Origin of the sequence: Rhodobacter sp. NSM (assembly GCF_052244495.1) — a bacterium.
Taxonomy (GTDB): Bacteria; Pseudomonadota; Alphaproteobacteria; order Rhodobacterales; family Rhodobacteraceae; genus Cereibacter_A.
In genome coordinates, this window is record NZ_JBQPXH010000002.1 from 512,026 (window position 1) to 533,140 (window position 21,115).

Consider the following 21,115-nt stretch of genomic DNA (forward strand, 5'->3'; position numbering starts at 1 on the left):
GGGATGGCTGGCAGCCTTCTAGTCTCCGCAGGCAACGGAAACGTGACGGAGGCGCGCCTTTCCGTCCGGGCGTCGCCTGTGGGGGCTTTCCCCGCCCGGCACCGCGCTAGCTGGTAACGACGGCGAACGGGAGGCGGAAGTGACGGGCACTCAGGACAGCATTCGGATCAGGAGGCGCAGCGCCCCCGGTGTGCTGGCGCTGGGTGCCGGCCTCGTGATCCTGCTGGCTCTGTGGGCCGGGCCGCTGCCGGATCTCGCACGGATCTCCTTCTCCTGGCACATGATCCTGCACCTGGGCGTCATCCTCGCGGCGGCGCCGCTGATCGCCCTGGGCCTTTCGCGGATCGCGCCGCTGAGCCTCGGCTGGCCTATCGTCTTCGCTGTCGTGGCCTCGCTCGCCGAACTGGCCGTCGTCTGGGGCTGGCACGCGCCACGCCTGCACGAGGCGGCGGCGCTCGATCCCATGCTTTTCCGGGTGCAGCAGGCGAGCTTCCTTCTGGCGGGCGTGCTCGTCTGGCTGCCGGGCCTTGCGCCGGGCCGGGCGGCCGCAGCGGCCGGGCTGCTCACCATGCTCTTCTCGCTCATGCACATGACGATGCTGGGCGTGCTGCTCACCCTCGCGCCGCGGCTGCTCTATGCGCCCGAGATCTGTGGCAGCGCCTTCGGGCTGGATCCATTGGGCAACCAGCGGCTCGGGGGGGCGATGATGGCGGTGGCGGGACTTCTCCCCTATCTCGGAGGCGCCGCGCTCTTCACGCTGCGCCTCACCCGCGAGGGACCGGACGGCTGAGCCCTCAGCGCAGCCGCCACATCGCCGCAATGTAGGCGGCCGTCATCAGGTCGAGATGCGCCCCGCCGCCGTTCTTGGCCAGCGTGATCTCCTCGTCCGAGCCCCGCGCGTAGAGGCCCGAGGCGAGGTCGTAGTAATCCGCGCGGATGTCGGCCTCGGTGATGACGCCACGGTCGAGCGGGTCCTGGATCTCGCCGATATGGCCGATGGTGGTCCTGCGCGAGTCAACGAAGATCGTCGCGCGCCGCAGCGCCTCGTCGTCCACCTCGCGCATGTCCGGCCGGTAGGCGCCGATCAGATCGAGATGCGTGCCGGGCTTGAGCCATTCGCCCTTCACCACCGGCTCGTGGCTCATGGTGGCGGTGCAGATGATGTCCGCCGCCCGGACCGCCCCTTCGAGGTCCTCGGTCGCCCGCACCCGCGGTCCTTCCATCGCGCGGGCCTTGTCGGCCGAGCGGTTCCAGACGGTGAAGCGCGCGTCGGGAAAAAGGCTCCCGTAGGCCCCGATCATCGAGCGTGCCACGTTGCCGGCGCCCACCAGCAGGATCTCGCGACTGTCACGCCGCGCGAGGGTCTTTGCCGCAAGCAGGCTGTCGCCTGCCGTCTTCCACTTGGTCACGAGGTGGAAGTCGACCAGCGCCTCGAGCGTGCCGTCCCGGTCCGAATAGAGGTTCACCGCGCCGTTGACGGTGGGCTTGCCCGCGGCTGCGTTGCCCGGAAAGATCGTGGCCGTCTTCACGAGCTGGCCCAGCCCGTCGATCCAGGCCGCGCGCGACAGCACCGTGTCCTTGCCACGGTAGAGGAAGACGTCGGCCACCTCGGCCCGCGGCAGCTTGTGACCCTGCGCCAGCGCCGTCGTCAGTCCGTCCCAGCTCAGATGGGCCTCGGCCTCGGGGCCGATGATCTCGATACTCATGGTCCTGCCTCGCTTCCTCCGGTGGCGGCGCGTGCCGCGTCCTGCGCCTTCCGCATCGCACGATCCAGCGTGTCGAGAAAGCGCGACCGGTCGGCCTTCGAGAAGGGCCGGCCGCCGCCCTGCCGGAACGGGTCGGCGGATCGCAGGTCCGCCATCAGGTCGCGCGTGGCCAGCGCATTGCCGATGTTGGCCGTGGTCAGCGTCTCGCCGTTCGGCTTGACCACCACCGCCCCCGCCGCCACGACCTTCGCGGCGAGCGGGATGTCCGAGGTCACCACCACGTCGCCGGTCCCGGCCCTCTCGGCGATCCACATGTCGGCCACGTCCGGCCCCTCGGGCACGAAGACGCTCTCGACCAGCGGATGAGCCGGAGGCCGGATGCCGCCGTTCGACACGAGGAACATCCGCACCCCGTGCCGCACGGCGACCCGCTCCGCCTCGGCCTTCACCGGGCAGGCGTCGGCATCGACGTAAAGCTCAGTCATAGAGCGCTTCGGCGTGGAACTGGATGTGGTCCTCCATGAAGGTTGCGACGAAGAAATAGCTGTGGTCGTAGCCCGGCTGCATCCGGATGATGCCCTGCTGCCGGCGCGCCATCATCGCCTCGGCCAGCGCCTCGGGCTTCAGCGCGTCGAGGAACTGGTCGGACGCGCCCTGATCGATCAGGATCGGCCCGTCGAAGCCGCGCTTCTTCATCAGAAGGACCGAGTCGTGCGGCGCCCACTTGCTCTCGTCGGCCCCGAGATAGGCCGTCAGCTGCTTGCGCCCCCAGTCCGAGGCGGTGGGGTTGGTGATCGGCGCGAAGGCCGAGACCGAGCGGAAGCGGCCCGGGAAGCTCATCGCGATGGTAAGCGCGCCATGCCCGCCCATCGAGTGGCCCATGATCGACTGCCGGCTCTCGTCGAGCGGGAAGGCCGAGAAGAGGACGCGCGGCAGGTCCTCGGTGATGTAGTCCCACATGCGGAAGTTCGCGGACCAGGGCGCCTCGGTCGCGTTGACATAGAAGCCCGCACCTTGTCCCAGCGCGTAGTTCTCGTCGTCCGGCACCCCCTCGCCGCGGGGCGAGGTATCGGGAAACACCAGCGCCAGCCCCTCCTGCGCCGCCCATTTCTGCGCGCCCGCCTTCACCATCGCATTCTCATGGGTGCAGGTGAGGCCCGAGAGATACCACACGAGTGGCACCGCCTCGTTCTCGGCCTCGGGCGGCAGGAACAGGCCGAAGGTCATGTCGCAGCCGGTGACCTGCGATGTGTGGCTGTAGACGCCCTGCGTGCCGCCGAAGCAACGGCTCTCGGATAGGGTCTTCATGGTGGTCTCCTCTCCTCAGAAGGTCGTGACCCAGGCGATCACGCCGGTGATGGTCAGGATGCTGACCGCGGTGGAAATCAGGATCGAGGCCGAGACGCGCTGCGGCGCGACCCCGTAATGCTGTGCCAGGATATAGACGTTGCCCGCCACCGGCAGGGCCGCCGCGGCGATCATCACGCCCGCCGCCTGTCGCTCGACCGGGAAGACCGCGAGGGCGGCGACCGCGACGGCCAGCGGATGCAGCACGAGCTTGCAGAACGAGAGCCAGGCCGCGACCTCGATGCGCTCGGCCGATTTCGTGGCGAGCGAGGCACCGATGGCGAAGAGGGCGCCCGGCGTGGCCGCACCCCCCAGCAGCGCGAGGAAGTCGTTGACCGGCGCCGGCACGGCGAGACCGGTCGCGGACCAGCCGAGCCCTGCCACCATCGAGACGATCATCGGATTCCGCAGCAGCCCCATCGCCAGCACCTTCACGATGCGCAGGCTCATGTGGCCCTCGCGCAGGCCGGTGATGATCAGCGTGAAGAGCGACGAGAAGACAATCAGGTCGATGGCCAGCACCATCAGCACCGGGCCCGCGGCCTCCGGCCCGAGGAGCAGCACCAGCATCGGCACGCCGAGAAAGCCCGTGTTGCCGATCACGGAACATTGCGCCTCGATGGCGGCCTCCTCGGCGCTCACCCGGCGCAGCCGGGCCACGAGCGTCGCAAGGAGATAGACCGCCGTGCAGCCCGACAGATAGGCCATGACGAAGGGGGGCGACCAGATCGCGGCCAGCGAGAGGTTCGCCGCGAAGCGGAAGAGCATTGCCGAGAGCGCGAAGTAGAACACGAACTTCGTCAGCCACGCGGTCGCCTCCGGGGTGAAGAACCTTGCGCGCCCGGCGATGTAGCCCGTGCCGATCAGAGCGAAGAAGGGCAGGGTCTTGAGGAGGACGGGCAGCATCTCAGGCTTTCGGCTCGGGTCGCGGTCAAGGTTTCATGCCGCCGGAGCGGATGCAAGCTCGGCCAATCGTCGGAAGCGCTCGCAGGGCGCTGAGATCCACCAGAGAAGAGTCGCGCCCGAGCCGCGCGCTTGTGCTTCGCGCAGGCCCTGCCTGGTGGCTGCTTCCCGGATGCAGGGCACCTGGACCCGGGCGCCTCGCGCGCGCCATCTCCCCGAGGGATCCGTGGTGCCGCTGCTCGATGCATGCCGGATCCGCCGCCCGCCGCTCTTCGTTGCCCGCTGGTCGATACGTCCTTTACATGTCCGCATGCCCTGACAAGACCTCCGGTGTCCGGTGTCCGGTGTCCGGTGTCCGGTGTCCGGTGTCCGGTGTCCGGTGTCCGGTGTCCGGTGTCCGGTGCCCGGTGCCCGGTGCCCGGTGCCCGGTGCCGCGCCGGCGTGCGAAGCCAAGCGTTCCTCATTCCGTTCAAATGTTTCCCGGCGGAGGCTCCGGCCCTGCCGGAGGCGGGGGCAGACAGCGCCCGTGCGCGCTCAGCCGAAGCCGATCAGGATCCCCGCTGCCAGCACCAGCCCGCCACCCAGCACCACTTGGAGGGCTGCGCGGAGGAAAGGCGTCTCCATGTAGCGGTTCTGGATCCAGGCGATCGCCCAGAGTTCGAAGAACACCACGGCGATGGCAATTCCGGTGGCCCAGGCGAAGTCCGGGATCAGATAGGGCAGGGCGTGGCCCAGCCCGCCCGCCGTCGTCATGACCCCCGAGGCGAGCCCGCGCTTCCAGGGGGCTCCCCGGCCCGAGAGCACCCCGTCATCATGCGCGGCCTCGGTGAACCCCATCGAGATGCCCGCACCGACCGAGGCGGCGAGTGCGACCTGAAAGGTCGTGGCCGGGTCCTGCGTGGCGAAGGCGGTGGCGAAGATCGGGGCGAGAGTCGAGACCGATCCGTCCATCAGCCCGGCCAGGCCCGGTTGCACCCAGGTCAGGACGAACTGGCGACGGGCCGTCTCGTCCTCCTCTTCCCTCGCCTCGTCGGTGAGATGCTGGCCCGTCAGCGTCTCCGCCCGATGCTCGTGCCTGGCCTCGGCCGCGGCGAGATCGCCCAGAAGCTTGCGCGTCGCCGCATCCGAAACATGCCCGGCAGCCTTCTCGTAGAAGCTCCGCGCGGCGTTCTCCATCTCCCAGGCCTCGGAGCGGACGCGTTCGAGCGGCAGGTGTTCGAGGAGCCAGACAGGCTTCCGCGCCGGATAGCCTTCGACATGCTCGCGACGGATCAGCGGGATCGTCTCGCCGAAGCGGGCGCGGAACCGCTCGATCAGGCGCCGGCGATGCCCGTCCTCTTCGGCCGCCATCGCCTCGAAGATGGCCGCCGTACTTGGGTAGGGGGTGCGGAGACGGTCCGCGTAGGAGCGGTAGATCCGGGCGTCATCCTCTTCCGAAGAGATGGCAAGAGCGAGAATCTCGGCCTCGGAGAGGTCCCTGAAGCGGCGTCTTGACGAGAAACCCTGAATCATCCGGTCACCTATTTAGAACAGTTCTAAACTAGAGGCGATCGTGAAGGCTGGCAAGTCATGAGATTGCGAGGTGAACGGTTCAGTTCAGAATGCACTTGCGCAACTAAACTGAACGGTTCATATTCTGGTGAACCGAACGGTTTGGAATCGGAGAAACAAGATGAAACGGCTGAGCTTCACCCTTGCAGCGACGATGTTGGTCCTTGGTCTCGCAACGCCGTCCTACGCAATGCCGCTCGACATGCCTCACCTGACCTGGCCCGACAGCTGCACGAACTGCGGACGCTGACCGGCACCTGCTTGCAGCGGCTCCCGCCCGGCCCTTATGGTCGCGGGCGGGAGGATTCCATGCCAGCCGACACGATCCCCGTCCGCAAGGGACGCAAGATGCCCCAGGTGCTCGAGGGCGCCCGCACCATCTTCCTGCGAGACGGATTCGAAGGGGCGAGCGTGGACGACATCGCCCGCGAGGCGGGCGTGTCGAAGGCCACGCTCTACAGCTACTTTCCCGACAAGCGGCTGCTCTTCCTCGAGGTCGCGAAGGCCGAATGCCTCAGGCAGGCCGAGGAGACCGTGGCGCTCATCTCGGCCGATCTCGGTCCGCGGGCCGTGCTGACGCTCGCCGCGACGCGGATTGTGGCCTTCGTGCTGTCGGATTTCGGCATCCGCACGTATCGCATCTGCGTGGCCGAGGCGGACCGCTTCCCCGAACTCGGCCACGAATTCTACCAGAGCGGGCCTGCCCTCGTTCGTCAGCGGATCGTCGATTACCTCACATCGGCCGTCTCGCGGAACGAGCTGGTCATCGGTGACCTGGACCTTGCGGCCGATCAGTTCGCGGAACTCTGCAAGGCGGATCTCTTCAATCGCATCGTGTTCGGCGTCGGAGAGAAAGTGGGCGAGGACGAGCGGCGCCGTGTGGCCGAAGGAGCGGTCGAGATGTTCCTCGCCCGATACGCCCCCCAGCCCTGAGCAGGATTGCACGGCGCCCGGGCGCATCCGCCATGCGGGACCTTCCGGTTCCGCGCGCGGAAGCCACGCCGCGCATCACCGACGTCAGTCGATCCATCCGCGGCGTGAATGGCGGCAACTCCGGCTGCCGCCCGCGGCTCAGAGATCGAAGGTGGCGAAGACCGGCGCATGATCCGACGGCTGCAACCAGCCTCGGACGGCGCGCAGGATCCGGCTGCCATGCGCTGCATTCGAAATGTCCGGGGTGGCCCAGATGTGATCCAGCCTGCGACCCTTGTCGGCGCTGTCCCAGTCCGGCGAGCGATAGGACCACCAGGAATAGAGCCGCCCCTCCGGCAGATCCTTGCGCGTCACGTCCACCCAGGCACCCGCCTCCATCACCTGGTTCAGGTGGTCCACCTCGATCGGCGTGTGGCTCACGATCTTCAGCAGCGCCTTGTGATTCCACACGTCGTCCTCGCGCGGAGCAATGTTCAGGTCTCCCACGAGGATGGCCTTCGTCGGCGTATCTGCACGACACCAGTCGCGCATCCGAGCGAGGTAGTCGAGCTTCTGCCCGAACTTCACGTTCTGCTCGCGATCCGGGATGTCACCGCCCGCAGGCACATAGCAGTTGTGGATGGTGACGCCGTTCCCGAGCGTCGCAGAGACGTGCCGCGCATGGCCGAGGTCGGCGAAGTCGTGGTCGCCGGCGTCCACCAGCGGCAGCTTCGACAGGATCGCCACCCCGTTGTAGCCCTTCTGCCCGCGCGCGACGCACCAGTTGTAGCCGAGCGCCCGGAACGCCTCGAGCGGCATCTTCTCGACCGGGCTCTTGCATTCCTGAAGGCACAGGATGTCCGGCATCTCCTCGGTCAGCAGCCGCGCCACGAGCGCCTCGCGCAGGCGGACCGAGTTGATGTTCCAGGTGGCGAGGGTGAAGGTCATGGCAAGCTCCGGACTGGCGGTTCTTCCTAGCCCGGCCGACAGAGAGGGTCCACCACTCGCGGTGCAGGACAGAAGGCTCGCGCACGGGTCCGCTGCGACTCGCGATGCGTGAAAAAAGGCCGGGCACGAGGCCCGGCCAGATCCAACAGGGAGGGTCCGTGTCAATCACCCCGACACGGGAGGGAACTCGCGCGGCGAGCGAGCCCGCCGATCTGCAATCAGTCTATATCAAAGAGTGTGATCCTTAATTTGATCTCACGCAACAAGCCTGTATCCCCCGGATTCCGTCACGAGAAGGCGTGCATTGGACGGATCCGGTTCAATCTTCTGGCGCAACCGATAGATGTGCGTCTCTAACGTGTGGGTTGTAACGCCCGCATTATACCCCCATACCTCGTGGAGAAGCACCTCGCGAGCCACAACACCTTGTGAGGCCCTGTACAAGAACTTCAAGATGTTGGTTTCCTTCTCGGTCAGGCGGATCTTTCTCTCCCTCTCGTCCACCAGCATTTTCTGGGCGGGCCTGAAGCTGTAGGGACCGAGCTGGAAGATCGCATCCTCCGATTGCTCGTGCGCACGAAGTTGGGCCCTGATGCGCGCAAGCAACACCGGAAACTTGAAGGGCTTCGTCACATAGTCATTTGCGCCGGCATCGAGGCCGAGGATGGTGTCGCTGTCCGAATCATGTCCCGTCAGCATCAGGACCGGGCACTTCACGCCGGCCTTCCGCATCCGGCGGCAGAGCTCGCGCCCGTCGGTGTCCGGCAGGCCCACATCGAGGATCACCAGGTCGTAAAGACCCGCCTTGGCTTTCTCCATGCCCTCGCTGCCCGAGGCTGCCTCGAACACGTCGAAGTCCTCGGTCATCACCAGCTGCTCGCTCAGAGCCTCGCGAAGGTCGTCGTCATCGTCCACCAAGAGGATCTTCTTAAGGGTAGCCATCGGTCACTCCTTCGTTCCTCGCGATCACATGTGCGTGCATCTTCCGCGCGGCAAGCTCTGCTGCCGATTTCTCACGCGGTCGTGTCGCAAGAGGGTGGAATGTTTCATTTTCCTGCAGGGGCGGCTAGGAAGAAGCGGAAAGGAAGGCCACCCATGCCGCTTGCTCCGAGCATCGTCGAACGCCTGAACCGCGCGCGGGGAGACCTGCGGATGGGGGTGCCCGTCGTGCTGACGGACGAAGGGGCGGGCCTCCTCGCCGTGGCGGTCGAGGCGCTCGAGCCCGGCCGCCTGGCCGAACTGCGCCTTCTGGGCCAGCCGGTCCTGGCGATAACCGCAAGGCGCGCCGAGACGCTGAAGGCCCGCGTCTATGACGGCGATCTCGCGCGGATCGAACTGCCGGATGCGGCGGGTGTCGACTGGCTGAAGGCGGTGGCCGACCCGGCGGACGACCTCAGGCTGCCCATGAAGGGGCCCTTGCGGTCCTTGCGGGGCGGAGGTGCCGGGCTTGCGCGGGCGGCGCTCGCGCTCGCCAAGTCGGCGCATCTGCTGCCTGCGGCGCTTCTCGTCGCCGTGCCGGAGCCGTTGGCCCTTGCCGCCGAGCATGCGCTGACGCTCCTTCCACTGGCCGAAGCCGGGCCCGAGCTTACGCGTGGCTCGCCGCTCCATCCCGTCGTCTCGGCGCGGGTGCCGATGGTGGCCTCGCAGGCGGGGCGGGTGCATGTCTTCCGCCCCGAGGACGGGGGCGAGGAGCATTACGCCATCGAGATCGGGCGCCCCGACCGCGGCCAGCCCGTGCTCGCGCGCCTGCACTCGGCCTGCTTCACCGGCGACGTCCTTGGCAGCCTCAAGTGTGACTGCGGCCCGCAACTCCGCTCGGCGCTGGCGCGGATGGGCGAGGAGGGCGCGGGCGTCCTGCTCTACCTGAACCAGGAGGGGCGGGGCATCGGGCTTGCCAACAAGATGCGGGCCTATTCCCTGCAGGATCAGGGGTTCGACACGGTCGAAGCCAACCACCGGCTTGGCTTCGAGGATGACGAGCGCGACTTCCGCATCGGTGCGGGCATCCTGGGCCAGATGGGTTTCTCGGCGGTGCGGCTGCTGACCAACAACCCGGCCAAGATCCGCATGATGGAGGCGAACGGCATCCGCGTGACCGAGCGCGTGCCGCTGCATGTCGGCCGAAACGAGTTCAACGCGGCCTATCTTGCCACCAAGGCCGCCAAGTCGGGGCATCTTGCATGACGGATCTCGTGGTCGGAAGGTGGGGCGCGCGGTTCGGGCGCCGCTTCCTGCCCTGTTCGATCGGACGCGGCGGCGTCACGGACGCCAAGCGCGAGGGCGACGGAGCGACGCCACGCGGCATCCACCGGATTGCGGGGCTGCTCTACCGGCCGGACCGCGTGGCGCCTTCGGAGCTGCCCGACTGGGCGCAGCCCTTCGGCCCCTCGGATCTCTGGTCCGACGATCCGCGCGACGTGGACTACAACCAGATGGTCCGCGCACCCCATGCCCACAGCCACGAGCGGCTGAGCCGGCCCGATCCGCTCTATGACGTGATCCTGCTCACCGACTGGAACTGGCCCGAGGCGGTGCCGGGGCGCGGTTCGGCAATCTTCCTGCACAGCTGGCGGCGGCCGCGCTACCCGACGGCAGGCTGCGTGGCCTTCGCCCGGCAGGATCTGCTGTGGCTGGCGCGGAGCCTCACCCCCGAGAGCAGGCTGGTCGTCCGCTGAGGACCGGGCATTCCGGAGGCGGCCGGCCGGGCAGGGAGCCTCGGCTAGCCGCGGCTTTGCGCGGAGTAGTCGCGCGCGCCGAAGATGGCCGAGCCCACCCGGACATGGGTGGCGCCCGCCGCGATCGCCGCCTCGAAGTCGCCGCTCATGCCCATCGAGAGGCCGCCGAGTCCGTTCTGCCCGGCGATCTCGGCCAGAAGCGCGAAATGCGGGCTGCTGTCCTGATCCTCGGGCGGGATGCACATGAGGCCGCGGACCGGCAGGTCCATCCCGCGGCAGGTGGCGATGAAGCCATCGGCTTCGGCGGGCAGCACACCGGCCTTCTGCGGCTCCTCGCCCGTGTTCACCTGCACGAAGAACTCGGGCGAGGCGCCCCTCTCCTGCGCGAGCCGCGCCAGCTTCTCGGCCAGCGACGGCCGGTCGACCGTATGGATCGCGTCGAAGAGGCCCACGGCCGCCTTCGCCTTGTTGGTCTGGAGCGGTCCGATCATGTGGACCGACACATGTCCGAAACGGTGGCGAAGGTCGGGCCACTTGCCCTGCGCCTCCTGCACGTAGTTCTCGCCGAAGATCCTGTGGCCCTGCCCGAGCACTGCCACCACCCGCTCGAGCGGCTGCACCTTCGAGACGGCGATCAACTCGACCGAGCCGGGGGTGCGGCCGGCGGCGGCTTCGGCAGCCGCGATGCGGTTCAGGATGGTCTCAAGCATTCTTGCCCTCCAGCGCGTCGGTGAACTCCTTCAACTCCTCCGCATGCCGTTCCCAGGCCCGGGCCGAGCTGCGGTAGATCGGCTGGCGCACCTGATAGAGGCTCAGGGTCTGAACCCGGCGCTTGTTGTCGTGGAAGTCGAGACAGGCATCTTCCCAGGGCAGGCCGCAGGCCTCGATCAGTTTCCGCGACTCCTCCTCGGGGCGGTCCACCAGATCCTCGTACTGGACCTCGTGGAAGCCGTCTGGAAGCTTCTCGCGCCAGAAGGCGATCAGTTCCTCGAACATGCGGAAGTAGAGCCCGAGGTCGCGCAGATCATAGGCGTAGAGATGCGTGCTCTCGGGAAAGACGTTGCGATAGATCGAGAGCGCGGTGTCGCGCGGATCGCGGCGCACCACGACGAAGCGGGCCCGCGGCAGGGCGGCGGCGATGAAACCCATCCAGGCATGGGTCTGGATCGACTTGTCGGTGACCTGCACCGCCTCGGGGAACCGCCGGCGGAGCACCTCCTCGTAGCGGCGGCCCATGGCGGCGACCTCATCGCCAGCAATCTCGCTCCAGCGCCGATAGCGGCCCCCGGCGTCGAGGATGACCTTCTGCACCTCGCGCGCGGCAACGCCCGCCTCGCCCGCGCCGGTCATCCGGCTGTGGCTCGCGATGATCTGCTCGACGAGGGTGGTGCCCGAGCGTGGCATGCCGGTCACGAAGATCGGTGCGTACTCCGTGGCGCCGGGGGCCGGCCCGGCGGAGAAGTCCGCGAAGGCCGCGAAGATCCCGTCGAGTTCGGCCCTCCGGCTTGCAATGTCGTAGGGATGGGCCTTGCGCATGAGCTGGTTGGCGGGCCGCAGGTAGGTGAAGAGGCTCTCTGGCCGCTTCAGGTCGTCCATGGCCTTCGCCAGCGCGAAGCCGAGGTGCATCCGGTCCGCTTCGGGCGTGGCGGGATCGTCGAAGCGGCGCTGCATCTCGGGAAGCAGCGGATCCTCCGGCGTCATCTTCAGGCTAGCGGACAGGATGCGGTAGAATTCGCCCGTTCCCGGCGCAAGCTCGATGGCGTGGCGCAGCAGAGTCTCGGCCCCGGCGAAGTCGCCGCGGCCCTGCAGCAGCAGGCCCTTGCGCGACATCAGCATCGCATTGTCCGGCTCGCGGGCAAGCCCTGCGTCATAGGCCGCGGCGGCGCCGGCTTCGTCGCCCTGCAGCAGCAGCACCTGACCCAGGCGGAGCTTCACCTCGGCTGACCGATCGCCTGCGGCCTCGGCCGCGCGGAAGGCCGCCTCGGCTTCAGGGAAGTTCCGCAGGTCGGTCAGCAGGATGCCGAGCTGGAGTTGCGCCTCGGCATTGCCGGGTTCTGCCTCGACCGCTCGGCGGAGGGCGGCGAGAGCCTGCGGATGCCGCCCCATCCGCGCCAGCGCCAGGGCAAGCAGGATGAGGGCGCGGGCGGGCCTCGGGTCCAGAGCTGCGGCGCGTGCCAGCGGATCGAGCGCTTCGGCCGGGCGCCCGAGGCGCAGCAGCGCCTGCGCCAGATGCAGGTGCCCGTCCGGCCAGCCGGGCTCGAGCGAGGTGGCGCGCTGGAACGCGGCCAGAGCGGTGGCGGCCTGACCCTGCGCCATGCGCGCGCTGCCCAGGACGTCGGCGGCCAGCGCGCAATCGGGGGCCGCGGCCAGGATCGCGACCGCGCGCCTCTCGGCAGCGGCCATTTTGCCCGCACGGTAGTCGGCGAGCAGCGCCTTGATCTCGGTGGGCGCCGCGCGGCCGATACGCGGCTGCGTCACGGGCTTCGGCGGCCGGCCTGAAAGCCTCGCCTCGATCTCATGGAGAAGCGGTGCGGGCAGGCGCGCGGCCCGTGCTGCCGCGAGAACCCTGCTGCGGGCGCTCTGGTCGCCGAAGCCTGCGGTGGCGGCGGTCCAGGCCTGCCAGCCCGCAGGCTCCTGCGGGCGGGCGCGCACGGCCGCCTCGAACCTGTCCAGAGCCTCGGGCGCCCGGCGCGTGGCGAGGAGACGGGCGAGGTGGAAATTCGCTGCCGCCTCCTCGGGCGCTACGGCGAGCACGGCGCGATAGCGTTCTTCGGCTTCGGCAAGGCGGCCTGCCTCGTGCAGGCGAAGGGCTTCGGACAGGAGGCGGGGAAGTTGGGCAGGGTTCAGGGGCAGCATGGGTTCCGCTTCCGCAGGGTCTGCCGCAGCGACTAGCACGGCCGGACGCCGCTGTCGAACCAGCGAGGGGGTGACGGCCGGGAAAGCCTGAGCGCGCTGGCTGTCATGGTCAGCCGCTCTCACGCCCGCCGGACCCCCTCGGCTTGCACCGCAGGAGCGGAATTGCAGGCCCTTTCACCGCGAGAACGGCGCCGAAATGAAAAGAGCGGGCCCGAGGCCCGCTCTCTCCGTTCAGGATCGGGGATCCGATCAGAACGACATCGACAGACCGACCGAGTAGGTCTCGTTGTCGTCGTCAGCACCGGCGCCGAAGTCGGAGTCGCCGTAGCCGCCGTGCAGCTTCAGGCCGCCGCCGAGGTCGTAGGCAGCGGCGATGCCGTAGCCTTTGACGTCGTCCTGGACGTCCATGTCGAACACACCGTAGTTGGCGCCGATTTCGAACGCACCGGCGGTGAAGCCGGCCGAGATGCCGAGGTGGTTGCCGTCCTGCAGATCCGAGCTGATGTCGGTGTAGGCAACGCCGGCCACGAAGCCGTTGTTGAAGTTGGCGGTCAGCGACGCACCGATCAGGTCGACGTCACCAGCAACGACGGCGGCGCCTTGGCTGCCGAGGCCGGTGCCAGCGGTTTCGAACGACTGGTAGCCGAGGCCGAGGCCCATGCCGAAGCCGCCGAAGTCGCCGCTGTATTTCATACCGACAGCGTAGTTCGTGTCAGCGCCGTCAACTTCGTCATCCAGTTCGGCCGACACGGCAACGCCGAAGTCGCCGAAGCTGTATTCGTAGCGGGCGATCTGGTTGTCGTACTTGCCGTCGCCGTAGGCGCCGAAGTAGCCGGCGTGGGTGGTTTCGTCGTCACCGATCGAGCCCGGGTTGCCGATGTTCTCGGTCATCGCCCAGTCCATGGCGCCGTCGATTTCGCCCATGGTCAGGGTGCCGAAGGCGCCCGAGATGAAAGCGGCTTCGTTGTCGGCCGTGAAGTCGCCGTTCGAGTCGCCTTCATCCTTCGAGATTTCGACGCTGGCGCCGAACGCGAGGCCGGTGTCGGTCTCGCTGGTCATGGTGACCTTGAGGTTGAAGTCGTTGTGGAACTGGGTCTCGTTGGTGTCACGGCCAGCCGGAAGCGGAGCGTTGTCGCCGCCACCCACGATGCCCATCTCGGCGTAGCCCGAGAAGCTGATTTCGGCCGCAGCCACGCCCGCGGTCATGACCAGAGCCGTGGTCGCAAGAAGAATCTGTTTCATAGTTTCCCTCGTTTGTCTCGTCTGCGCCCCAGCTCAGGGGAATCCGAGTGGGCCTGCCTCTGTTTCTCTCCGGACGACCCCGATTGCAATTGGAACGGGGGTGGGCAGGGGAAGAACGTAGATGATGGTGCAGTCTTGCCACAGTCTCTCCCGGGGCGGGGAAAGCCGCTGCAAGGGTCCGGAAAACATCCGCTTTCCCGCATCCACCCGCACCCGCGCCTGAAATACCTTGGCACGGGTTGGAGCCTCGGCTAGACAGCACGGGACGTCACACACGGGGGACTTCATGACCTTCCATCGCCTCGCGCGCGCCGCGCTGCCCGTCGGGCTCTCGCTCTCGCTTTCGGCCTGCGGCGGCATCATGGGCGGGGGGAGTGGTCCGGGGGCGGATCAGCAGATCGCGGCCGGAGAAGCGACCCGGACTGCGGAGTATTCCGAAGCCAACCGGACCGCCTCTGCCGGGACGTCACGCTCGAGCGTGTGGGATCTCTTCGGCACGAAGAACGACCCCAACACCACCGTCGAAGTGAACAAGTACATCTGGAACGCGGCGCTCGAGGTGCTGAACTTCCTGCCGGTGCAGTCGGTCGATCCCTTCACCGGCGTGATCTCCACGGGCTATGGCGTGCCGCCGGGGGGCGGGCGTGCCTACCGTGCCACCGTCTACGTTCAGGATCCTGCGCTCGACGCGCGCTCTCTCAAGGTCGCGCTGCAGGGGCAGGGCGGTCCGGTCTCGGCCGAGACCCAGCGCGCGGTCGAGGATGCGATCCTGACCCGCGCCCGTCAGCTGCGCCTGCGCGACTCGCGCCTCTGAGACATCGTCTCCGGACAGGAAGAAGCAGGGGGCGGCTCTGGACCTCGGGCCGCGCCTCGGTGTAACTGCGGGCGATCCCTTCCGAAGAGGCCGCCATGTCGCGTTACGATCCCGCTGCAACCGAAAGCCGCTGGCAAGCCGCCTGGGACGAGGCGGGCGTCTTCACGGCGCGGCACGATCCCTCTCGCCCGAAATACTATGTGCTCGAGATGTTCCCCTATCCGTCGGGGCGCATCCACATGGGCCATGTCCGCAACTACACGATGGGCGACGTGGTGGCGCGGCAGAAGGCCGCCGCGGGCTATTCGGTGCTGCATCCGATGGGCTGGGACGCCTTCGGGATGCCGGCCGAGAACGCCGCGATGGAACGGGGCGGCCATCCCAAGGACTGGACCTACGGCAACATCGCCGACATGCGCGCGCAGATGAAGCCGCTGGGCCTGTCGATCGACTGGAGCCGCGAGTTCGCGACCTGCGATCCGGAATACTACGGGCAGCAGCAGGCCATGTTCATCGACATGATGGAGGCGGGCCTCATCTACCGCAAGAATGCGGTGGTGAACTGGGACCCGGTCGACATGACGGTGCTGGCGAACGAGCAGGTGATCGACGGCAAGGGCTGGCGGTCGAACGCGCCGGTCGAGCGGCGGGAACTCACGCAGTGGTTCTTCCGGATCTCTGATTATGCGGGCGAGCTGCTGGAGGCGCTGGACGGGCTGAAGGATTGGCCCGAGAAGGTGCGGCTGATGCAGGCCAACTGGATCGGCAAGTCGCGGGGCTTGCAGTTCGCCTTCTCGACCGTTGGCGCGCCGGACGGCTTCGACCGGCTCGAGGTCTACACGACGCGGCCCGACACGCTGATGGGCGCGTCCTTCGCCGCCATCTCTCCCGATCACCCGCTGGCGAAGCACCTGGAGCGGCACGATGCCGGCGTCGCCGAGTTCGTGGCCGAGTGCCGCCGCGTCGGCACTTCGGAAGAGGCGCTGGAGAAGGCGGAGAAAAAGGGTTTCGACACGGGCATCCGCGTGCGCCATCCCTTCGATACCGCGTGGGAGCTGCCGGTCTACATCGCGAACTTCATCCTGATGGACTACGGCACCGGCGCGATCTTCGGCTGCCCGGCCCATGACCAGCGCGACTTCGAATTCGCCACGAAGTATGGCCTGCCGATCCCTCCGGTCTTCGTGGCCGAAGGCGCAGAGGAGGCGCCGCTGGCCGAGGCCTTCGTGCCGATGAAATCCGAGCGCGTGCGCTACATCCGCGGATTCGCGGGCGCCGAGGTCCAGACCGGCGAGGAAGGCGTCGCCGCCGCCATCGACTTCTGCGAATCGCAGGGCGTGGGCCGGGGCGTCACCAACTACCGCCTGCGCGACTGGGGCATCAGCCGCCAGCGCTACTGGGGCTGCCCGATCCCGGTCATCCACTGCGAGACCTGCGGCGTGGTGGCCGAGTCCAAGGAGAACCTGCCGGTCCGCCTGCCCGATGATGTGACCTTCGACGTTCCCGGCAACCCGCTCGACCGCCATCCGACGTGGCGCGACTGCACCTGCCCGAAGTGCGGCGCGAAGGCCCGGCGCGAGACCGACACGATGGACACCTTTGTCGATTCGAGCTGGTACTACGCGCGCTTTACCGCGCCGCGGGCGGCGACGCCCACCGATGCCGAGGAAGCCGATTACTGGATGAACGTCGACCAGTATATCGGCGGCATCGAGCACGCGATCCTGCACCTGCTCTATTCGCGCTTCTTCGCGCGCGCGATGCAGAAGACGGGGCACCTGCCCGCGAAGGCGATCGAGCCGTTCAATGCGCTGTTCACGCAAGGCATGGTCACGCACGAGATCTACCTGACCCGCGACGCGGCGGGTCGGCCGGTCTATCACCTGCCCGAGGACGTGACCGAAGGGAAGCTGGCCGACGGCACGCCGGTCGAGATCATCCCCTCGGCCAAGATGTCGAAATCGAAGAAGAACGTCGTCGACCCGATGAACATCATCGCCCAGTTCGGCGCCGACACGGCGCGCTGGTTCGTGATGTCGGACAGCCCGCCCGAGCGGGACGTGGAATGGACGGCCTCGGGTGCCGAGGCGGCCTCGAAGCACCTTGCGCGGGTCTGGCGTCTCGCCGACGAGATCTCTCGGGCTGACGGAGCTGCGACGGCCGAGGACGGGGCGCTGCAAAAGGCGCAGGCGCGGGCCATCGCCGAGGTGACCCAGGGTATCGAGGGCTTCGCCTTCAACAAGGCCATCGCCAAGCTCTACGAATTCACCAACACGCTGTCGCGCTCGGCGGCGGGCGCCGAGGCAAAGAAGGCCGCCATGCGGGTCATGGCGCAGCTCATGTCGCCGATGGTGCCGCACCTGGCCGAGGAGGTCTGGGCCATGCTCGGCGGCGAGGGGCTGGTGGCGCAGGCGGCCTGGCCCGTGGCCGATCCCGCGCTGCTCGTGGACGACACGGTGACGCTGCCGATCCAGGTCAACGGCAAGCGGCGCGCCGAAATCACGGTGCCGAAGGAGATGGCCGCTTCCGAGGTTGAAAAGCTGGTGCTGGCGGACGAAGCTGTGCAGCGGGCGCTCGGGGGCGCCGCTCCGAAGAAGCTCATCGTCGTGCCGGGTCGCATCGTCAATGTCGTCCTCTGACCGCCGCACCTTCGTTTTCGCAGCCCTGGCGCTGGCCGGCTGCGGCTTCCGCCCGGCCTACGGTCCGGGCGGGCCGGCCGAGACGCTGCAGGGTGCGATCCGCGTCGCCGATCCGACCGACAAGAACGGATTCGACCTCGTCGAACGGCTCGAGGAACGGATCGGCCGCCCCGAGGCTCCGCGTTTCGATCTGCGATACCGGATTTTGACCGACATCGACAGCGTGGGTATCACGAGCGCAAACTCGATCACCCGCTACAACCTGACCGGCCGAATCGCCTTTACGGTCGAAGATCGCACCACGGGCGAGGTGGTCGAAAGCGGAACGGTCGCCAACTTTACCTCCTGGTCGGCGACAGGATCGACCGTGGCGGCGCTGGTGGCCGAAGAGGATGCGAAATACCGGCTGATGCGCATCCTTGCCGACCAGATCGTGACCCAGCTGATCGCGACCTCCGGGCGCTGGCTCGCATGATCCTCCGCGGCGCCGAGGCCGTGCGCTATCTTGCAAAGCCCGATCCCTCGCGCGCGGGTCTGCTGATCTTCGGGCAGGATGCCATGCGCGTAGCGCTGAAGCGGCAGGAAGCGGTGCTGGGGCTGATTGGCCCCGAGGGCGCGGCCGAGATGCGTCTCAGCCGACTGCCGGCATCCGACCTTCGACGCGATCCGGCAGCTCTCATGGATGCCATGACGGCAAAAGGCTTTTTCGACGGACCTCGTGCCGTGCTGGTCGAAGAGGCGGCCGACGGGCTCTCCGACCTGATCGGACGCGTCCTGAAGGAGTGGCGGCCCGGCGATGCGCAGGTGGTGGTGACCGCAGGGGGCCTCACCGGCCGGTCGTCGCTGAAAAAGCTCTTCGAGGCGCATCCGAACGCGGTCTGCATCGGCCTCTACGACGATCCCCCGACGCGGGAAGAGATCGACACGATGCTGCGGCAGGCCGGTCTCGGGCAGGTCGAACCGGCGGCAATGGCCGGGCTCACGGCGCTTTCGCGCGATCTCGACCCCGGTGATTTCCGGCAGACGGTCGACAAGCTCGCTCTCTACAAGCTGGGCGACGCCACCCCGCTTTCGGTCGCAGACCTCGCCGCGATGGCGCCCGCCTCGATCGAGGCCGAGGTCGACGAAGTCGTTCATGCCGTGGCCGAGGGGCGGCGGACCGAGGTCGCGCCCCTCGTGCGCCGCCTCGAGGCGCAGGGGGTGAACGCCGTCGCGCTGTGCATCGGCGCGATGCGGCATTTCCGCAGCCTGCACCGGATGGCGGCCGGAGCGGAGGCCGCGCGCGGGGGCTTCAACCCGCGGCAGGAGCGGATGCAGCGTCAGGCCCGGCAATGGGGGGTCAACCGCCTCGAGGACGCTCTGGCGCTGCTGGTCGAGACGGATCTTTCGCTGCGCTCGGCCAGCCGTGCGCCGGCCATGGCGGTCATGGAACGCACGCTCATCCGGCTCTGCACCGTCCGCTGACGTCCGGCTATCGCAGGTTCCGCCGGTAAAGCCACCACCGGGGGTGAATCGGCCGCAGGAACGTGCTAGATCCTGTGTCAGGCAGAACAAGAAACTCGGAGCAGACAATGAACAGGCTTTTCCTGCTCGCCCTCGGGGCGGCGCTGGCGGCATCTCCGGCAGCGGCTCAGATGACAGGCGCGACCCTCGATTTCGGCCACTCCTTCTTTACCGAGGACGGCGACGTGGCCAAGACGAGCCTCGGCGGCAGTGCCGAATATGCGCTGGGGCCGAGCTTCGGGCTTCAGGGCGACCTTGGCTATGCGAAGCTGCACGGCATCGAGGACGATGCGACATCGGTTGCCCTGCACGGCATGGTCTACGTGAACCCGGAAACCGCCATCGGTGCCTTCTACGGCATCGAGGAACTGGCCGGCGACAGCGTGGACTTCTACGGCTTCGAGGTCGGCCAGAAAAGCGACCTGTTCGATGTCGAGGCCTATGTCGGCCGCGCCGACAATTCGGGTCTCACCGGCTCGATGATGGGGCTCGAGGGACGCGTGGCGCTTTCGAGCGGCTTCGGCGTGGGCGGCAAGCTCGATCATCTGGACATCGAGGGACTCGACACGACCCGCGTCGGTCTGACGGGTGACTACACGCTGCCGAACGGCCTCGCGCTGACGGCTGAGGTCGGGACGGTCAATGCCGACGACCTCGGTCTGGACGGATCGGAGCCCTATGTCGGCGTCGGCGCGCGCTTCGACTTCGGCCGCGGGTCGATGTTCAGCCGCCGGAACCTGACGGCTGTCGCTCCGGGCCTGTGACGCAGGCCGCCGCGCGGCCGGCATGGCGGCCGGTCGCGAGGCAGGCGGTGAGGAGGTAGCCGCCCGTCGGCGCCTCCCAGTCGAGCATCTCGCCGCAGGCGAAGATGCCGGGCAGCGCGCGGAGTTCGAGAGCGTCGGTAACGCTTGTGCGGGTGATGCCACCGGCGGTCGAGATCGCTTCGTCGAGGGGCCGGGGACCTTCCAGAGGAACCGGCAGCGACTTGAGCCGCGCCGCCAGCGCCGCGCCTTCCGGCATCGGGCGGCCGAACTCCTGCACCAGCGCCACCGCCACCGGCGCGAGGCCGAGTTTCCTCAGCCGGTTCACGAGGCTGTCGCCGGATTTGCCCCGCCCGAGTCGGGCCTCGACCTCGGCAAGGGGCAGATCCGGCAGCAGATCCAGCGACAGCGGCGCACCGTCCCGAAGAAGCCGCGAGACGGCATAGATCCCGCCGCCCTCGAGTCCGCGTTCCGAAACGACGAACTCTCCCCGCTCGCGACGACCGCCGGCAAGAAGCGCAACACCCTTCACGGGCGAGCCGAAATGCCGCGCCATGTGCGGCGTCCAGGCAACCTGGAACCCCATGTTGGCAGGGCGAAACGGGGCGATGCCGACGCCGCGGGCAGCAAGCCACGGCGCCCAGGCCCCGTCCGAGCCGAGCCGGGACCAGCTCGCTCCGCCGAGAGCCAGCACCGCCACGCGCGGCGCGAGCTCGACCGGCCCGTCGGGAGTGGCGAACCGCAGCCCCTCGCCGAACCCTTCCCAACGCCAGCGCCTGCGGAACTCGACACCCAGTCCCGCAAGTCGCGCGACCCATGCCCGCAGGAGCGGAGAGGCTTTCATCGTTTCGGGGAAGATCCTGCCCGACGAGCCGGTGAAGACCGGCTGGCCGAGCGCTCGGCACCAGTCCTGCACTTCCTGTGGGCCGAAGGCGCCGATCATCGGCGACAGCCACTCGGAGGCTTCCTCGTACCGGGTGAGGAAGGTCTCCCGCGCTTCATCCTTGGTGATGTTCAGGCCCGACCGGCCTGCCATCAGCAGCTTCCGGCCGAGGCTGGGCTTTGCCTCGCAGACCACCGTCCGGCGACCGGCGCGCGCCAGTTCCTCGGCCGCCATGAGGCCTGCGGGGCCTCCGCCGATCACCAGTGCGTCCATCTGCCGTTCCGTTCCGCCTCGCGCAGCCTCGCCATAGCCGCCCGGAGGAGAGAGGCGCAAGCAGAACGCGGCGACCTTTCGGCCGCCGCGCTCCTTCATGCT

General features: G+C 68.2%; 21 protein-coding genes. 10 read left to right on the plus strand and 11 right to left on the minus strand.

All coding sequences use genetic code 11. The annotated features are described in order from the left end of the window. Positions 1 to 139 precede the first annotated feature (139 nt). A complete protein-coding gene (locus ACTVZP_RS06965; RefSeq protein WP_443211403.1) occupies positions 140 to 790 on the plus strand; it encodes a cytochrome c oxidase assembly protein in 651 nt (216 codons plus the stop codon). A 4-nt stretch (positions 791 to 794) separates the two neighbouring features. Here the strand turns inward: ACTVZP_RS06965 and ACTVZP_RS06970 are convergent, their stop codons facing one another. The 5 genes from ACTVZP_RS06970 to mbfA form a co-directional block, all read right to left on the minus strand. After that, a complete protein-coding gene (locus ACTVZP_RS06970) occupies positions 795 to 1,706 on the minus strand; it encodes an ornithine cyclodeaminase family protein (RefSeq protein ID WP_443211404.1) in 912 nt (303 codons plus the stop codon). Next, positions 1,703 to 2,191 (minus strand): YaiI/YqxD family protein, encoded by a 489-nt coding sequence (locus tag ACTVZP_RS06975; RefSeq protein WP_443211406.1) that lies wholly within the window; start codon positions 2,189 to 2,191, stop codon positions 1,703 to 1,705. Before ACTVZP_RS06975 ends, ACTVZP_RS06970 begins: the two co-directional genes overlap by 4 nt. Continuing rightward, positions 2,184 to 3,014, minus strand: a complete 831-nt coding sequence (fghA, locus tag ACTVZP_RS06980) for an S-formylglutathione hydrolase (protein WP_443211407.1) — start codon at positions 3,012 to 3,014, stop codon at positions 2,184 to 2,186. The genes ACTVZP_RS06975 and fghA overlap by 8 nt, the downstream gene beginning before the upstream one ends. 15 nt (positions 3,015 to 3,029) lie before the next feature. Further along, positions 3,030 to 3,959, minus strand: a complete 930-nt coding sequence (locus tag ACTVZP_RS06985) for an AEC family transporter (protein WP_443211408.1) — start codon at positions 3,957 to 3,959, stop codon at positions 3,030 to 3,032. Between the two features lie 531 nt (positions 3,960 to 4,490). Continuing rightward, a complete protein-coding gene (gene mbfA / locus ACTVZP_RS06990; protein WP_443211409.1) occupies positions 4,491 to 5,468 on the minus strand; it encodes an iron exporter MbfA in 978 nt (325 codons plus the stop codon). 160 nt (positions 5,469 to 5,628) lie between these two features. On the opposite strand from mbfA, the gene ACTVZP_RS06995 reads away from it, so the two are divergent. Beyond that, complete coding sequence (locus tag ACTVZP_RS06995; RefSeq protein WP_443211410.1) at positions 5,629 to 5,757, plus strand: hypothetical protein; 129 nt, start codon at positions 5,629 to 5,631, stop codon at positions 5,755 to 5,757. Positions 5,758 to 5,816: 59 nt separating this feature from the next. Further along, on the plus strand, positions 5,817 to 6,440 hold the full coding sequence (locus ACTVZP_RS07000) for a TetR/AcrR family transcriptional regulator (protein ID WP_443211411.1): 624 nt from the start codon (positions 5,817 to 5,819) through the stop codon (positions 6,438 to 6,440). A gap of 138 nt (positions 6,441 to 6,578) precedes the next feature. Here ACTVZP_RS07000 and ACTVZP_RS07005 read toward each other — a convergent pair whose 3' ends face one another. Both ACTVZP_RS07005 and ACTVZP_RS07010 read right to left on the minus strand, forming a co-directional pair. Further along, the gene (locus ACTVZP_RS07005) at positions 6,579 to 7,367 is read right to left on the minus strand and encodes an exodeoxyribonuclease III (protein WP_443211412.1); all 789 of its coding nucleotides are present in this window, start codon (positions 7,365 to 7,367) and stop codon (positions 6,579 to 6,581) included. A gap of 255 nt (positions 7,368 to 7,622) precedes the next feature. Continuing rightward, positions 7,623 to 8,309 carry a response regulator transcription factor gene (locus ACTVZP_RS07010; protein ID WP_443211413.1) on the minus strand — a complete coding sequence of 229 codons (687 nt, stop codon included), beginning with the start codon at positions 8,307 to 8,309 and terminating at the stop codon, positions 7,623 to 7,625. 153 nt (positions 8,310 to 8,462) lie between these two features. Here ACTVZP_RS07010 and ribA point away from each other — a divergent pair, with 153 nt between their 5' ends. Continuing rightward, complete coding sequence (gene ribA, locus ACTVZP_RS07015) at positions 8,463 to 9,551, plus strand: GTP cyclohydrolase II (RefSeq protein ID WP_443211414.1); 1,089 nt, start codon at positions 8,463 to 8,465, stop codon at positions 9,549 to 9,551. Further along, positions 9,548 to 10,042: a L,D-transpeptidase family protein gene (locus ACTVZP_RS07020; RefSeq protein WP_443211415.1), complete on the plus strand. Its 495-nt coding sequence runs from the start codon at positions 9,548 to 9,550 to the stop codon at positions 10,040 to 10,042. The genes ribA and ACTVZP_RS07020 overlap by 4 nt, the downstream gene beginning before the upstream one ends. Positions 10,043 to 10,086: 44 nt before the next feature. Here ACTVZP_RS07020 and ACTVZP_RS07025 read toward each other — a convergent pair whose 3' ends face one another. The 3 genes from ACTVZP_RS07025 to ACTVZP_RS07035 form a co-directional block, all read right to left on the minus strand. Further along, positions 10,087 to 10,752, minus strand: coding sequence for a YggS family pyridoxal phosphate-dependent enzyme (locus tag ACTVZP_RS07025; RefSeq protein ID WP_443211416.1), 666 nt, complete (start codon positions 10,750 to 10,752; stop codon positions 10,087 to 10,089). Beyond that, positions 10,745 to 12,898 (minus strand): sulfotransferase, encoded by a 2,154-nt coding sequence (locus ACTVZP_RS07030; protein WP_443211417.1) that lies wholly within the window; start codon positions 12,896 to 12,898, stop codon positions 10,745 to 10,747. Before ACTVZP_RS07030 ends, ACTVZP_RS07025 begins: the two co-directional genes overlap by 8 nt. Positions 12,899 to 13,147: 249 nt before the next feature. After that, positions 13,148 to 14,140 carry a porin gene (locus tag ACTVZP_RS07035; RefSeq protein WP_443211418.1) on the minus strand — a complete coding sequence of 331 codons (993 nt, stop codon included), beginning with the start codon at positions 14,138 to 14,140 and terminating at the stop codon, positions 13,148 to 13,150. A 286-nt stretch (positions 14,141 to 14,426) separates the two neighbouring features. Here ACTVZP_RS07035 and ACTVZP_RS07040 point away from each other — a divergent pair, with 286 nt between their 5' ends. From ACTVZP_RS07040 to ACTVZP_RS07060, 5 genes are all read left to right on the plus strand, one after another. Next, entirely contained in the window at positions 14,427 to 14,954 is a 528-nt protein-coding gene (locus ACTVZP_RS07040) for a DUF3576 domain-containing protein (protein WP_443211419.1), read from the plus strand. A 95-nt stretch (positions 14,955 to 15,049) separates the two neighbouring features. Next, on the plus strand, positions 15,050 to 17,593 hold the full coding sequence (gene leuS, locus ACTVZP_RS07045; RefSeq protein WP_443211420.1) for a leucine--tRNA ligase: 2,544 nt from the start codon (positions 15,050 to 15,052) through the stop codon (positions 17,591 to 17,593). Then, positions 17,580 to 18,068 (plus strand): LPS assembly lipoprotein LptE, encoded by a 489-nt coding sequence (lptE, locus tag ACTVZP_RS07050; RefSeq protein ID WP_443211421.1) that lies wholly within the window; start codon positions 17,580 to 17,582, stop codon positions 18,066 to 18,068. The genes leuS and lptE overlap by 14 nt, the downstream gene beginning before the upstream one ends. Continuing rightward, positions 18,065 to 19,057, plus strand: coding sequence for a DNA polymerase III subunit delta (gene holA, locus ACTVZP_RS07055; RefSeq protein ID WP_443211422.1), 993 nt, complete (start codon positions 18,065 to 18,067; stop codon positions 19,055 to 19,057). The genes lptE and holA overlap by 4 nt, the downstream gene beginning before the upstream one ends. 107 nt (positions 19,058 to 19,164) lie before the next feature. Continuing rightward, positions 19,165 to 19,860: an outer membrane beta-barrel protein gene (locus tag ACTVZP_RS07060; protein ID WP_443211423.1), complete on the plus strand. Its 696-nt coding sequence runs from the start codon at positions 19,165 to 19,167 to the stop codon at positions 19,858 to 19,860. On the opposite strand, the gene ACTVZP_RS07065 is transcribed toward ACTVZP_RS07060, so the two are convergent. Next, the gene (locus ACTVZP_RS07065) at positions 19,820 to 21,013 is read right to left on the minus strand and encodes a TIGR03862 family flavoprotein (protein WP_443211424.1); all 1,194 of its coding nucleotides are present in this window, start codon (positions 21,011 to 21,013) and stop codon (positions 19,820 to 19,822) included. The two genes, ACTVZP_RS07060 and ACTVZP_RS07065, sit on opposite strands and share 41 nt — an antisense overlap. Positions 21,014 to 21,115: the final 102 nt, after the last annotated feature.

Bases quoted from the DNA above. Each gene is read 5' to 3' on its own strand.
- leuS (WP_443211420.1), top strand. From the start codon at position 15,050: ATGTCGCGTTACGATCCCGCTGCAACCGAAAGCCGCTGGCAAGCCGCC.
- ACTVZP_RS07060 (WP_443211423.1), top strand. From the start codon at position 19,165: ATGAACAGGCTTTTCCTGCTCGCCCTCGGGGCGGCGCTGGCGGCATCT.
- lptE (WP_443211421.1), top strand. From the start codon at position 17,580: ATGTCGTCCTCTGACCGCCGCACCTTCGTTTTCGCAGCCCTGGCGCTG.
- ACTVZP_RS06985 (WP_443211408.1), bottom strand. From the start codon at position 3,959: ATGCTGCCCGTCCTCCTCAAGACCCTGCCCTTCTTCGCTCTGATCGGC.
- ACTVZP_RS07010 (WP_443211413.1), bottom strand. From the start codon at position 8,309: ATGGCTACCCTTAAGAAGATCCTCTTGGTGGACGATGACGACGACCTT.
- ACTVZP_RS06970 (WP_443211404.1), bottom strand. From the start codon at position 1,706: ATGAGTATCGAGATCATCGGCCCCGAGGCCGAGGCCCATCTGAGCTGG.
- ACTVZP_RS07025 (WP_443211416.1), bottom strand. From the start codon at position 10,752: ATGCTTGAGACCATCCTGAACCGCATCGCGGCTGCCGAAGCCGCCGCC.
- ACTVZP_RS07005 (WP_443211412.1), bottom strand. From the start codon at position 7,367: ATGACCTTCACCCTCGCCACCTGGAACATCAACTCGGTCCGCCTGCGC.
- holA (WP_443211422.1), top strand. From the start codon at position 18,065: ATGATCCTCCGCGGCGCCGAGGCCGTGCGCTATCTTGCAAAGCCCGAT.
- ACTVZP_RS07000 (WP_443211411.1), top strand. From the start codon at position 5,817: ATGCCAGCCGACACGATCCCCGTCCGCAAGGGACGCAAGATGCCCCAG.
- ACTVZP_RS07030 (WP_443211417.1), bottom strand. From the start codon at position 12,898: ATGCTGCCCCTGAACCCTGCCCAACTTCCCCGCCTCCTGTCCGAAGCC.
- ACTVZP_RS07040 (WP_443211419.1), top strand. From the start codon at position 14,427: ATGACCTTCCATCGCCTCGCGCGCGCCGCGCTGCCCGTCGGGCTCTCG.
- ACTVZP_RS07035 (WP_443211418.1), bottom strand. From the start codon at position 14,140: ATGAAACAGATTCTTCTTGCGACCACGGCTCTGGTCATGACCGCGGGC.
- ribA (WP_443211414.1), top strand. From the start codon at position 8,463: ATGCCGCTTGCTCCGAGCATCGTCGAACGCCTGAACCGCGCGCGGGGA.
- mbfA (WP_443211409.1), bottom strand. From the start codon at position 5,468: ATGATTCAGGGTTTCTCGTCAAGACGCCGCTTCAGGGACCTCTCCGAG.
- ACTVZP_RS07065 (WP_443211424.1), bottom strand. From the start codon at position 21,013: ATGGACGCACTGGTGATCGGCGGAGGCCCCGCAGGCCTCATGGCGGCC.
- ACTVZP_RS06995 (WP_443211410.1), top strand. From the start codon at position 5,629: ATGAAACGGCTGAGCTTCACCCTTGCAGCGACGATGTTGGTCCTTGGT.
- fghA (WP_443211407.1), bottom strand. From the start codon at position 3,014: ATGAAGACCCTATCCGAGAGCCGTTGCTTCGGCGGCACGCAGGGCGTC.
- ACTVZP_RS06975 (WP_443211406.1), bottom strand. From the start codon at position 2,191: ATGACTGAGCTTTACGTCGATGCCGACGCCTGCCCGGTGAAGGCCGAG.
- ACTVZP_RS07020 (WP_443211415.1), top strand. From the start codon at position 9,548: ATGACGGATCTCGTGGTCGGAAGGTGGGGCGCGCGGTTCGGGCGCCGC.